Source organism: Halopenitus salinus (genome assembly GCF_042662125.1).
GTDB classification, from domain to species: Archaea; Halobacteriota; Halobacteria; order Halobacteriales; family Haloferacaceae; genus Halopenitus; species Halopenitus salinus.
In genome coordinates this window covers 1-12,682 of the sequence record NZ_JBHSXL010000008.1, presented here as the reverse complement: position 1 = coordinate 12,682, position 12,682 = coordinate 1, and the positions used below count along the sequence as shown (strand labels likewise).

The 12,682-nt window shown below is 68.6% G+C and carries 11 protein-coding genes and 1 other RNA gene; 7 read left to right on the top strand and 5 right to left on the bottom strand.

All coding sequences use genetic code 11. The features are described from left to right. The first annotated feature begins 80 nt into the window (after positions 1-80). The 3 genes from ACFQE9_RS08340 (at position 81) to ACFQE9_RS08330 (ending at position 2,708) form a co-directional block, all read left to right on the top strand. A complete protein-coding gene (locus ACFQE9_RS08340; RefSeq protein ID WP_379743126.1) occupies positions 81-1,376 on the top strand; it encodes a TIGR00341 family protein in 1,296 nt (431 codons plus the stop codon). 59 nt (positions 1,377-1,435) lie between these two features. Next, complete coding sequence (locus tag ACFQE9_RS08335) at positions 1,436-2,188, top strand: SIMPL domain-containing protein (RefSeq protein WP_379743123.1); 753 nt, start codon at positions 1,436-1,438, stop codon at positions 2,186-2,188. A 97-nt stretch (positions 2,189-2,285) separates the two neighbouring features. Further along, a complete protein-coding gene (locus tag ACFQE9_RS08330; RefSeq protein WP_379743120.1) occupies positions 2,286-2,708 on the top strand; it encodes a MoaD/ThiS family protein in 423 nt (140 codons plus the stop codon). A gap of 101 nt (positions 2,709-2,809) precedes the next feature. Here the strand turns inward: ACFQE9_RS08330 and ACFQE9_RS08325 are convergent, their stop codons facing one another. Both ACFQE9_RS08325 and rnpB read right to left on the bottom strand, forming a co-directional pair. Beyond that, the gene (locus tag ACFQE9_RS08325) at positions 2,810-3,778 is read right to left on the bottom strand and encodes an NOG1 family protein (protein WP_379743117.1); all 969 of its coding nucleotides are present in this window, start codon (positions 3,776-3,778) and stop codon (positions 2,810-2,812) included. A 122-nt stretch (positions 3,779-3,900) separates the two neighbouring features. Beyond that, positions 3,901-4,347: RNase P RNA component (gene rnpB, locus ACFQE9_RS08320), an RNA gene on the bottom strand. A 159-nt stretch (positions 4,348-4,506) separates the two neighbouring features. On the opposite strand from rnpB, the gene ACFQE9_RS08315 reads away from it, so the two are divergent. From ACFQE9_RS08315 to ACFQE9_RS08305, 3 genes are all read left to right on the top strand, one after another. Further along, on the top strand, positions 4,507-6,054 hold the full coding sequence (locus ACFQE9_RS08315; protein WP_379743114.1) for a molybdopterin-dependent oxidoreductase: 1,548 nt from the start codon (positions 4,507-4,509) through the stop codon (positions 6,052-6,054). 94 nt (positions 6,055-6,148) lie between these two features. After that, positions 6,149-7,075, top strand: a complete 927-nt coding sequence (gene secF / locus ACFQE9_RS08310) for a protein translocase subunit SecF (protein WP_379743111.1) — start codon at positions 6,149-6,151, stop codon at positions 7,073-7,075. Further along, entirely contained in the window at positions 7,072-8,685 is a 1,614-nt protein-coding gene (locus ACFQE9_RS08305; RefSeq protein WP_379743108.1) for a preprotein translocase subunit SecD, read from the top strand. The genes secF and ACFQE9_RS08305 overlap by 4 nt, the downstream gene beginning before the upstream one ends. Before the next feature lie 90 nt (positions 8,686-8,775). Here the strand turns inward: ACFQE9_RS08305 and rnhB are convergent, their stop codons facing one another. Both rnhB and ACFQE9_RS08295 read right to left on the bottom strand, forming a co-directional pair. After that, on the bottom strand, positions 8,776-9,495 hold the full coding sequence (gene rnhB, locus ACFQE9_RS08300; protein ID WP_379743105.1) for a ribonuclease HII: 720 nt from the start codon (positions 9,493-9,495) through the stop codon (positions 8,776-8,778). Positions 9,496-9,635: 140 nt separating this feature from the next. Then, complete coding sequence (locus ACFQE9_RS08295; protein WP_379743102.1) at positions 9,636-10,457, bottom strand: NAD(+)/NADH kinase; 822 nt, start codon at positions 10,455-10,457, stop codon at positions 9,636-9,638. 128 nt (positions 10,458-10,585) lie between these two features. Here ACFQE9_RS08295 and ACFQE9_RS08290 point away from each other — a divergent pair, with 128 nt between their 5' ends. Then, complete coding sequence (locus ACFQE9_RS08290; RefSeq protein WP_379743099.1) at positions 10,586-11,914, top strand: KaiC domain-containing protein; 1,329 nt, start codon at positions 10,586-10,588, stop codon at positions 11,912-11,914. Between the two features lie 64 nt (positions 11,915-11,978). Here ACFQE9_RS08290 and ACFQE9_RS08285 read toward each other — a convergent pair whose 3' ends face one another. Then, entirely contained in the window at positions 11,979-12,392 is a 414-nt protein-coding gene (locus ACFQE9_RS08285; RefSeq protein WP_379743096.1) for a universal stress protein, read from the bottom strand. Positions 12,393-12,682: the final 290 nt, after the last annotated feature.

Genomic DNA, 12,682 nt, shown 5'->3' with positions numbered 1-12,682 from the left:
GGCGGTTCGCTGGACGCGTCGATCAGTGAGCCGGTGGATCACCCCCGGGTTTTTATCCCTTGGCGCGCCCACCCGGTACCGTGCGACTCGTACAGGTGATGATCCCGGCGGGCAAGCGGGCCGCGGTCGTCGATGCCCTCGACGAGGAGGGGATCGACTACGTCGTGACGGACGAGACGAGCGGCCGGAAGTACACGGGCGTCGTCTCCTTTCCCCTGCCGACGTCGGCCGTCGAGCCCGTCCTCGAGCGGCTCCGCGAGGCCGGGATCGACGAGGGGACCTACACCGTGATCGTCGAGGCGGAGACGGTCATCTCGCGCCGATTCGAGCAGCTGGAGGAGGACTACGCCGAGGAGGCGGAACACGGCGAGGACCGGATCGCAAAGGAGGAGCTCCAGGCCAAAGCGAAGGACCTGGTCTCGGGTATTCGGACCTACGTCCTCATGACCGTCATCTCCGCGGTCATCGCGACCGCCGGCCTGCTCCTCGACTCGCCGGCGACGGTCGTCGGATCGATGGTGATCGCGCCGCTCATCGGGCCGGCGATGTCCGCCGCGGTCGGCACCGTCGTGGACGACGACGAGCTGTTCGCGCGGGGCATCCGCCTGCAAGTGCTCGGCATCGCGCTCGCCGTCGCCTCCGCGGCCGCCTTCGCCGCTGCACTCCGAACCCTCAACCTCGTTCCACCTGGAATGGATCCCCTCGCCCTCGCGGAGGTGTCCGAGCGTCTCGCCCCGAACGTCCTCGCGCTCGCGGTGGCGATCGGCGCCGGCATCGCCGGCATCGTCTCGTTGATGACGGGCGTTTCCTCCGCGCTGGTCGGCGTGATGATCGCGGTGGCGTTGATCCCGCCCGCCGCCGCCGTGGGGATCGGGATCGCCTTCGGAATCCCCCGGCTGGCGCTCGGGTCGGGCGTGCTCGTGTCCGTCAACGTCCTCTCGATCAACCTGGCCGCGCTCGTCGTGTTGTGGTACGAGGGCTACCGACCCGATTCGTGGTTTCGGGAGGCGGAGGCTCGCTCGGCAGTCCTCACGCGCGTCGCGGTCCTGCTCGCCGCGATCGCCGTGCTTTCGGTGTTCCTCGGCGGGGTCACCTACGACTCCTACACCGCGGCGACGACCGAACAGGACATCCGCAACGCGGTGGAGACCGAACTCGAACTCGCCGAGTCGGAACTCGAACTGCTCGAGCTCGAGATCCACAGAACCGGGCGAATACCGCCCCTGCGGACCGAACGCGTGGTGATAACCGTCGGTTCCGAGCCGGGGTCGACGGTCTCCGGGCTCGCGGACCGCCTCGACGCACGGATCGAGCCCATCGTCGACGGGCCCGTCGACGTGGAGGTCCGCATCCTCACCGTCGAGCAGTCCGGGTGAGACAAGCCGCTCTTTGTGCCACCGCTGGCTTAAGGACTTCACCCGTCCTACGGAGCCGTATGGATAGACGACTCATCGGCGCGCTCGCCATCGTCGCGGTCGTGCTGCTCGCCGGCTGTGCCGGCGTCGCCGGCAGTTCCGACGCCCCGGGCGAGACCGAACCCGAACGAACCGTCGAGGTGACCGCGAGCGGCGAGGCGACGGCCGAACCGGATCGTGCGACCGTCACGGTCGCGGTCGAGGCGCGCGGCGACTCGCCACAGGCAGTCCGCGAGGAGCTCGCGAGCGACGACGAATCGCTTCGGGCAGCACTCGCGGACTGGGGCCTCGATGACGACCAGATCCGGACGACCCGATACGACGTCCGCGAGGAACGTCCCTACCCCGAGGAGGAGCGGAACGAGTCCAGCCAGTACGTCGGCGTCCACCAGTACGAACTCGAGATCCACGACGTCGACGCCGTCGGCGAGGTCATCGACGTCTCGATCGGCGCCGGCGCCGACCGCGTCCAGCGCGTCCAGTTCGGACTGAGCGACGAGCGCGAGTCCGAACTTCGGACGACCGCCTTCGAGAACGCGGTCGAGAACGCCGACGCGAACGCGCGAACCCTCGCGAACAGCACCGGCCTGGAGATCGTCGACGTCTACACGATCTCCACGACGAACCACCACGTCTCGCCGTACCGGGCCGAGCCCACGGTCGCTGAGGATGCCGGGAACGGGGGTGGCGGCGTTCCGACCACGATCGAAAGCGGCGACGTGACCGTCGACGTCGAGGTCCACGTGGTCTTCGAGGCGGAGTCCGGGTCCTGATCGAATCCTCTGGGGCCTGATCGGGCCCTCGTGTCGAATCCCGGTGTTCGAACATGTTCGCCAACGAGGGTAACCGGACGGCCCTCCTACGATCGATATGCACGCGACGAGCGACGAGCAGGCACGTCCGACGGGCGAGGCCGAGGAACGGTCCGCGGAGACGACGGTGACGGTCCGGTGTACCGGCCACGTCCGAACGGAGCTCGGCCGATCCGAGTTCACCTACACCTTCGAGGGCGACACGCTGCGCGAGTTCCTCGACGCGCTCTTCGAGGAACACCCCGAGCTCCAGGAGCTCCTGATCGCGGAGTCGGAGGACGAGTCGACCGCCCACGGGTGGGCGCCCGCCCCCGAGGAGCTGCCGGGCACGTGGCGGAAGAACCCCGTCGGCGAACAGACGGTGGCGTACGCACGGGTGCTCGTCAACGGGCGGTTCAACGAGAATCAGCGCGGGTTCGACACGAAACTGGAAGACGGCGATCGGGTCGCGCTGGTCTACCCGTTCATCTTCTGCTGTTGACGTTCATCCTCCGCTGTTGTTCGCTTCCGCTTCCTTGTTGTTCGCTCCCGATCCGGTGTTGATCGTGCCCGATTCCCGCCCGGCCCATCCCCGGTCGGCCGTCACTCCCGGGAGGGAAGCTCCGGCTCGTAGCCGACCGCCTCGACGGCCGCATCGAGGACGCCATCGACGTTCTCGTCCTCGGTGACGCTCATGTACGCGTCGGCCTCGACGTCCCGGGATCGGTCCGCCTTGTTGCAGACGGTGATGAGCGGAACCGACTCGTCGAACAGCGACCGCAGCTCCTCGCGCAACTCGAGTTGGACGCCGATCGGATACCCGCAGTCGCCGGAGGCGTCGACCACGAACAACACGCAGTCCGCGAGGTGCTCGAGCGCGGAGACGGCCTGCAGCTCGATGTCGTTGCGCTCGGCGAGCGGCCGGTCGAGCAGCCCGGGGGTATCGACGATCTGATAGCGGATGTGGTCGCGCTCGAAGTGGCCGATCTGCACGCCGCGGGTGGTGAAGGGGTACTCCGCGATCTCGTTCGACGCGCGGGTGACCCGGTTGACGAACGAGGACTTGCCGACGTTCGGATAGCCGGCGACGACGATCGCCGGCTCGTCGAGTCGGACGTCGGGAAGCGTCTTCAACTCGTCGCGCGCGTCGCCGATCGATCGCAGATCGTCGGCCACCTCCTCCGTGACGTCGGCCATTCGGGCGAACGCCTGTTTGCGGTGTTTCCGGGCCGTATCGACGTCGCTTTTCCGCAGCTTCGTCGTGTACTCGTCGCGGATCGATTCGATCTGGCGGCTCGCCCACATCACTTCCGAGAGCGACTGCCGGAGCGCGTCGACGTCGACGATCGCGTCGGCGAGTTCGTAGTAGAACGGATCGACGTCGTACTCGAAGTCCGGCCAGGAGGTGACCACGTTCGAGAGGTTGTCGGAGAGCACGTTCCCCGCCGTTCGCAGCATCGACTCCTGGGCCTCGTGGCCCGACTTCGCGCGCCCGGCGCGGGCCGCCCGCGAGAACGCCTTGTCGATGAGTTCCTCCGCGCGGGGGGTCGTCGGGAGGTCCTCGAAGATCATACGGTTCGTTGCGCACCGGCGCGTATAAGCCCGTTCGTTCGAGGAAACGTGGTCTCCTCGCGGAAACACACGATCTCGCCGGTGAACCCCGGATCGAGAGCCGCCGCTCGCGGTCGTGTTCGGACTGAGGGGAGTAAGCCCCCTTCCGTTCGACTCGACATTCGGCTGAGCGTCCACGCCGTGGCCGGACTACCTAGCGGCGCGGACTTGCACCGGCGAGGATTCGCCGTTCCATCCGTTCCTGCCCGTCCGCGGAGCGAGCACCGCGTATCCCTCACGGCAGGGCCGTTCGGGTTGGTCGCGGTGCGAGCACCGCGTATCCCTCACGGCAGGGCCGTTCGGGCTGTTTGCGCCACGTCGTGCCGCATGTCCCTCGGCGGGTTATCTCCCTTCCCTTGCGGGTCGGTTCGCACGCCTCATCGGTCGGGGCAGGGGGTCGCGTTTCTGTTCCAGAGCCAGCCGTCTCCGACTCCGGGCTTGTGCCCGGTCGCCCGTCCGGCCGGTGGGGGGACTTTCCTCATGCCGTGGACGGCGAGCCGTCCCGGCACGGGAGTCGAGCTCCCTCTGTCCGTCCGTCGGTAGGCGACCGGTCCCGATAAGGATTCCGTCGAGCGTTCGTTCGTCTCCCCGCTCGCCGTGGTATCCGGCATGGTACCGTGGAACATCGTTATCCCGTTGGACCCCGAACGGACCGACATGACCGTATCGATCCCCGGAACGTCACGACCGTGAGTCCATCGGACGCCTCGAAGTCGGGCGATTCTCGATCGAGATCGTCACGCCATCGACGCGCGTACGCCGGCGTCGCGATCGGCGCGGCGTGGATCTCCGGGACGTTCGCCGTCCAGCCGCTGGTCGGGGTGTTCGTCCCCGCCGCGCTCGCCGAGGGGATCATCGTCCGGTCTCCCGGCTGGCTGTCGACCATGGCGGTGAGCCTGCTCGGATTCGGGACAAAGCCGGCGCTCGTCGCCGGGGTCATCGCCGCCCTCCTGCTCGCGAGCGGGGTCGCCGGCGTCCTCCGACACCACGTGCCGATCGGTCCCTCGACGATGGCGTTCGTCGGGGCGGGCGTGACCGCCGGGTCGTTCCTCCTCGCCGGCGCGCCACTCTCCGCGGGCCTGCTTCTCTCGGTCGCCGTCGTGACCGCCGTGGCGGCCCTCGTGGCACAGTTGGTGCGGGCGCGACCCGATCTCCCGGGGCGGCGGCGGTTCGTTCGCCGCGTCGGATACGCGGGCGTCCTCGCGGGAGTCTCGACGGTCGGTCTTCGATGGCTCCTCGATCGTCTCGCACGGGGATCGGACCGGCTCGCCGGCGTTTCGGAGAGCGACCGGGTCGCGGAGCCGTTGGCGCGATCGACGTCCCCGCCGGAGGGCGATCCGGCGTTCGATTTCGAGGGGATGCCGGCCGCCGTCACGCCGCCCGAGGAGCACTACGTGGTCGACATCAACGTCGATCCGCCGAGGATCGACCCGGAGACGTGGACGCTCGACGTCGAGGGTGCGGTGGAGCGATCCTACTCCCTCTCCTACGACGAGCTGATCGGTCACGACGCGGCCGTCGATCGGACCGTGACGCTCGTGTGCGTCTCGAACGTCGTCGGCGGGGACCTGATCGGGACGGGACACTGGACGGGCGTTCCCCTCTCGGATCTCGTCGCCGCGGCGGGTCCCGCTTCCGACGCCGTCGACGTGGTGACCCACGCCGCGGACGGATACAGCGAGGCCATCCCGCTGGAGCGGGTCGAGCGCGAGGACGTCATGATCGCCTTCGGAATGGGCGGGCGGACCCTCGAGACCGAACACGGCTTCCCGGCCCGGCTGATCGTCCCCGGACGCTACGGGATGAAGATGACCAAGTGGATCGACCGTATCGAGGTTGTACCCGGCGATCACGAGGCCTACTGGGAGGCCCGCGGCTGGGACGAGGAGGCGGTCGTCAACACCACCTCCTACGTCCGCGGCGGCGTGCGGGATGGGGACGCCGTCATCATCGGGGGCGTCGCCTTCGGCGGTCTCGAGACCGGGATCGAGGAGATCGCTTCCGTCGAGGTCAGCGTCGACGGCGGCGAGACGTGGAGCGAGGCCGAACTGGAGCCGCAGCTCGCACCCCACGCGTGGCGTCGATGGCGCCACGAGTTCGCGGCCCCGGATCGAAGCGAGTTCGAGGTGGTGACGCGCTCGATCCGGCGTGACGGGACCGTCCAGACCGCCGAGGAGTCGAGCCCTCGACCGAGCGGCGCGACCGGGTGGCATCGAGAGACGATCGAGGTCTCCTGACCCGCGGACCGGAGGGCCGTCCGTGGCCCCTCGATACGAGCGAAGCCGCTCGATAAGAAGGCTTATTCGGCATGCAGCCGGACCCCGCAGACATATGGTAGCGATCGAGGTACCGGAGGTCGACTACACCGAGTACTCCAATCGCCAGCTCGTCGCGGTTCCCCTCGCGATCCTGGCGATAGCGCTTTTGATACTCGGCGGGTGGTACCTCGCGACGGGCGCCCCCGCCGACCTCGGCGTCGAGTTCACCGGCGGAGCCGAACTGCGGCTCTCCGTCAACGAGAGCGCGGACTTCGAGCCGGGAACGCCGGCGGCCCGCGGGACGCTCGAGGACCCGGAGACGTTCTCGGTCGAGCCGTCCTCGATCCAGTACGTGCCCGGCGACGAGACCTACGTCGTGACGTTCCGCCCCGACGCCCCCCCCGACGGTTCCGGGGAAAGCGGCGACTTCGGCTCCGTGGCCGGCGAGGCGCGTGACGTCGGATTCACCGTCGATGCCCAGGACCGGGTCTCCGCGAGCTTCGGTAGCGGCGTCCAGACGCAGGCGCTCGGCGGGCTCCTCGTCGCCTTCCTCGGCATGAGCGTGCTCGTCTTCGCGATGTTCCGGACGTTCGTTCCGTCCATCGCCGTCGTCCTCTCGGCCTTCTCGGATCTCGTGATCCCCGTGGCGGTCATGAACCTGCTGGGGATCGATATGACCCTCGGGACCGTCGCGGCGCTCTTGATGATCATCGGGTACTCCGTCGACTCCGACATCCTGTTGAACAACTCCGTGTTGCGCCGGACCGGCGGCTTCTACGAGTCGGTCAGCCGGGCGATGCGGACCGGCGTCACGATGACGATCACCTCCATCGCGGCGATGGCCGTGATGGCCGTCGTCGCGACCGTCTTCGGCGTCGACCTGCTCCGTGACATCGGAATCATTCTGGCGGTCGGGCTGTGTGCCGACCTGATGAACACCTACCTGCTCAACGTCTCGCTGCTTCGGTGGTACAAGTTCGAGGGGGTGTCCGATCGATGATCGACGCCGTCAAGAAGCACTGGCGGATCGGGCTGCTCGTCCTCGTTCTCCTCGCCTCCACGGTCGTGCTGTTCGCCCCGCAGTTCGCGCCCGACGCCGGCGCCGAGGGGATAGCCGCCGAGAACGACGCCGAGGCGCAGGGGTTGACGAACCTCCAGTTCGGCCTCGATCTCGACGGCGGAACGCGAATACGCGCCCCGCTCGTCGGCTACACCGCGATGGAGGTTCCCTTCGACGGCGCCGATCCGGCGACGGTCGCAAGCGAGGTCGCGGCCGAACTCCCCGAGACCACGAGCAGCGACGTCAACGCCGAGCTCCGGAGCCAGGAGGACGGCGGGTCCGGCGCGGTCGAGGTCACGGACCCAGACGTGAGCGAGGAACAGTTCGAGTCCGCGCTCGCGGCGGCCGGCTACGAACACGACGGGATCCGCGAGGGCGTCACCGAGGAGACCCGCGAGGCGACGATCAACGTCATCGAGGGGAAGATCAACGAGGCGGGCCTCTCGGGCGGCAGCGTCCGGGAGATCGTCGACGCCTCCGGCCGGTCGTTCGTGCTCATCGAGGTCCCCGGCGAGGACATCGAGAGCGTCACGAGCCTGATCGAGGAGCGCGGCACCGTCCGGATCGACATCTACGTCCCGGGCGGATCGGACGGGAACGGGACGGTCGAGCGGGGCGTGTTGACCCAGGACGACTTCGAGAACATCGGCACCGCGACCCGAACCGACCAGGGTGGCTCCTACGTGCCCGTTTCGGTGATCGACGACGCACCCGAGGGCGAGGAGTCGCCCGCCGAACGGCTCCAGCGAACCGTCCAGGAGGCCGACTCGGCGGCCGGCGGCGGCGACGACTGGACCTGTACGGAGGACTACACCGAGAGCTCCGACCCGTGTCTCCTGCTCGTCGTCGACGACGAGGTCGTCAACTCCTTCGGAATGGACGAAACACTGCTCGGGCCCATGCTTCGTGGGACCTGGGTGAACGATCCCGGATTCCGACTGACGACCGGCGCCGCCGAGGGCTCCTTCGAGCGCGCCCAGCAGATCTCCATCAACCTGCGGGCCGGCGCGCTGCCGGCCGAGCTGGGCGACGGCTCCGCCTCGTTCATCTCGCCGACCCAGGGCGAGCAGTTCAAGTTCTACTCGCTGATCGTCGGCGTCCTCTCCGTGTTCGCCGTGGCCGGGATGGTCTTCCTCCGCTACCGCGAGCCGAAGGTCGCCCTCCCGATGACGGTGACGGCGCTCTCCGAGGTGTACGCGCTCCTCGGCTTCGCCGCGCTCGTCGGGTATCCGCTGGATCTCGCGGTGATCGCCGGGTTCATCGCCGTGGTCGGGACCGGGGTCGACGACCTCGTCATCATCGCCGACGAGGTGATGAGCGAGGGCGAGGTCAACTCGCGGAAGGTCTTCGACTCGCGGTTCCGGCGTGCCTTCTGGGTGATCGGCGCCGCCGCCGCGACGACGATCATCGCGATGGCGCCGCTCATGGTGTTGAGCCTCGGCGACCTCTCCGGGTTCGCCATCTTCACCATCCTCGGCGTGCTCATCGGCGTGTTGATCACCCGGCCGGCCTACGGCGACATCCTCCGGACGCTCCTCACGGAGCGGTGACCCGGGCGGACCGCAGCGGCGGATCGCGTCGCTGATCCGTGTCGGTCGCCGCCTCCTCGTCGCCTCGTTCGCCACCACGCCGGCCGTCGCTCAGTTCCCGAAGTCCTCGAGTCCCGCCTGTTCGCGCTCCGCCAGAATCCGATCGCAGGTCGACCACGTTCGCCGCGTACACGCCGGAAACTCCCCCGTTTCGTCCACGTACGTCTCGAGGAACGCGCGCGTGTCGGGATCGCTCGGATAGCCGCTGCCGACCGGTCCGCGGTCCGGATGGGAGGCGTCGATCGCCGCCATCCGTCGGTCGCGTTCGACCTTCGCGAGGATCGAGGCCGCCCCGACGACCGGATCATCCTCGTCCGCGCCGTGGCGGGCGTCGACCTCGAGGGCAGGGACCGGACCCCGGAAGTCGGCGTCCTCGCGGAGCAGTCCCTCGGTCGCCTCCCGCAACCGACGGGCGAACCGGTCCTCGGAGACGTCACCCGCGTCGACGACCAGCCGGATCGCTTCGTCGTCCGAGCTCTCGCGATCGATCGAGTGCAGGGCCGCCGCGATCGCTCGCGCCTGCGCGGCGACGGTGAGCGAGTTCATGTCGGTCTCCGGGTCGTCGATCTCGGACGGTTCGACCGCTCCGACGCCGACGATCGTCCCGGAGTCGGACCGGATCCCCTCCGCGAGGTCCTCGCGACGGGCGGGCGCCAGCCGCTTCGAGTCGTCGATCCCCTCCGGCAGCCGATCCGGGTCGGCACGGACCGCGGCGGCGATCATCGGCCCGAGCACGGGACCCTTTCCGGCTTCGTCGGCGCCGACGTACATCACCCGGGTCGATCGGGCGCGGGCGACAAAGACGTTGCCGGTCGCGGGTGACGAAGCCCTGGCTGGTCGTGGACGTGGAAGCCCATGGCTGGTCGCGGATGTGGGTGCCGTGGTCGGTCGTGGGTGGCGGCGTCCGACCGTCAGCTCAACTTGCCGAGCGCCTCGAAGAAGTCCGACTGGGGCCCCGCGATCCGAAGCGGCGTTTCGGACCGCGAGATCGACACCTCGACCGGTCCCTCGAACCGGCGTGGCTCGCGTCCGTCGCTCGTGATGATCGCGGGCTCGCTGCCGGTCGTGGAGACCACGACCTCCGCGTCGAGTTCGACCGCGAACGGCGGCATTCCGTCGCGTGCACACATCTCGTTCACCACCGCGATCTCGAGGTCCGGGTGTACGATCGGCCCGCCCTCGGAGAGGTTGTAGGCCGTCGATCCCGTCGGGGTGGAGACCAACACGCCGTCCGCGTGGCTCTCGGAGTAGACCGACCCGTCGACGCGGACGGCGTACTCGAGCCCGCCGCCGTGTCCGCGGCGGTCGCCCTGGATCACGATCTCGTTCGCCGCCGGATTCGACTCCCAGCCGTCGACGCGCGCGACGAGCCGGGACGCCTCCCGAACGGAGAGATCGTCCGCCCGGAACTCCCCAACGGCGTCGAGAACCGCGGATTCGGCGTCCTCCGGGGGAACCGCGTTGAGGAACCCGACCTCCCCGAGGTTCACCCCGAGGATCGGCGTCCCGTCCGCGTTGCGGGCGGCAAAAAGCAGCGTCCCGTCGCCGCCGATCGCCACCACGAGATCACAGCCGTCGAACGTCTCGATCGGCGATCCCGAGAGATCGAGCGCCGCGGCGGTCGACTCGTCGATCCGCACCTCCACGTCCCGATCGACGAGCGCGTCGCGGAGTTCGCCCGCGAGCGAGGCGGCTCGGGGATTGTTCCGCTGTGCGACGATGCCGGTCTGCATACCGGAGGGTGTGGGCCCGCCGAGAAAAACCACACGTAAAGTTTCAAGCCCTCGCCGACCCAGTTCCCGAACGTGATCCGCCGATCGACCCGCGAGCCGATGCGGGCGGACGCGCCGAGGGGGACGCCATGAGCGACGACGAGGACGACTGGTTCGAGCGTGCGCGCCGCGAGCTCGAGGAGGAGTCCCCCGAATCCGGATCGGAGGCGGATTCTGAGTCGGAGGCGGATTCTGAGTCGGAGGCGGATTCTGAGTCGGAGGCGGATTCTGAGTCGGAGGCGGATTCTGAGTCGGAGGCGGATTCTGAGTCGGAGGCGGATTCTGAGTCGAAGCCCTCCGAGCACGGCTCGGAATCGGACGAGCACGCGGGCGATGGACCGGATTCTCGACCACGGTCGGCCGACCGCGAGACGCGCCCAGCTTCCGGTTCCGACTCCGGTTCCGATTCGGGAGACGACGAGGATCAAACCGACGAGTTCGGGTTCGGAACCTTCGACGGTGAGGGTTCGAGGGACGCGAATGGCGGCGGGGCGGACGGCGCCGCGGCGGACGACGCCTTCGATCGCGGCGGTTCCGATGCCACCGGCTTCGGGGGCGGGAATGACGCGTCCCCGCCCGAGTTCGACGACTCGGGCGGGTTCGACCCGGGCGGTGGAGGCGACGACTTCGGGTTCGGGTCCTTCGGCGGGGCCGACGAGGAGGGCGGATTCGCCGCTCCCGGCGGCGGAACGGACTTCGACGAGGAGGCGTTCGAGTCCAATCTCGACCGGATCGACGTCGGGATCGAGGGGCTTGACGAGATGATCCTCGGCGGCGTGCCCACGCGGTCGTTGATGGTTACGATCGGGTCCGCGGGGACCGGAAAGACCACGTTCTCGCTGCAGTTCCTCGAGGAGGCGCTCTCGCGCGGTGAACGTGCGGTCTACATCACCCTCGAGGAGAGCAGGGAGGCGATCCTCTCGACGGCCGAGGAGAAGGGATGGGGATTCCGCGAGTACGAGTCGGAGGGGCTGTTGGCCGTCGTCTCCATCGACCCGATCGAGATGGCCAACTCGCTGGATTCGATCGGCAACGAACTCGCGACGCTCATCCGTGAGTTCGGCGCCGAGCGGTTGGTGCTCGATTCGGTCTCGCTGCTCGAGATGATGTACGACCATCCGGCGAAACGGCGGTCGGAGCTCTTCGAGTTCACCCGGTCGCTCAAGGAGGCGGGCGTGACGACGATGTTGACCTCCGAGGCCAGCGAGTCGAACCCCTACGCCTCCCGACACGGGATCGTCGAGTACCTCACCGACGCCGTCTTCGTCCTCCAGTACGTCCGACCCTCCGACTTCCGCGAGACGCGGCTGGCGATCGAGATACAGAAGATCCGAAACGCGAACCACTCCCGGGAGACGAAGCCCTACGAGATCACGGACGAGGGGATCTCCGTCTACCGGCGTGCGAACATCTTTTGAGGATCGACCGAGGGGTCGACCCGACCTCGTGCTCTCGGGGACCGGCCAACGAACCCTCGGACGGTCAACGAACCACGGTGACCGGGATCTCGGCCTTGCGGACGACGCCCTCCGCGACGCTTCCGAGGAGGACACGCGAGAGCCCCGTCCGTCCCTGGCTGCCGATGACGATCCCGTCGAAATCGTCGGCGGCCTCGAGGATCGTGTGGACCGGTCTGCCGACCTCGACGAGGGTCTCGGCGTCGATATCGGCCCGTTCGACCGTCTCCGAGAGCAGCGTCTCCGCGTTCCGCTCGGCGTTTTCGTACCAGTCCTCGGTGAGCCCGGAGACGCCCATCTCGGCCCCCGAAACCGAGCGCGCGGGGTTGATCACGTGCAACAGCGTGATCCGGGCGTCCGGCCACTCCTCGGCGGCGAACTCGACTGCCCGATCCGACTCCTCGGAACCGTCCACCGGCACCAGTATTCGCTTCGCCATGAACGGCGATTCGGCTGACGAGGTCATAAAACCGGTGGCGGATCGCCTCGCGGACCGGGGGCGGCGCGCCTCGAGGAATCCTCACCGCGTTTATTACCGAGACCCTCATGTACCGAACCATGGAGACGCTATCCGACCTGACGGTCGCAGAGGAGACGGTCCTCGAGGCCTGTGGAGCGGTCGAGCTGCCGGAGTTCGGGGTCATCGAGCAGGTGTGGGAGACGGACCCGATCCCGGAGGCGGAGATCGCGGAGCGCGCGGGCGCGGCGGTTCGCGACCTCGAGTTCGGC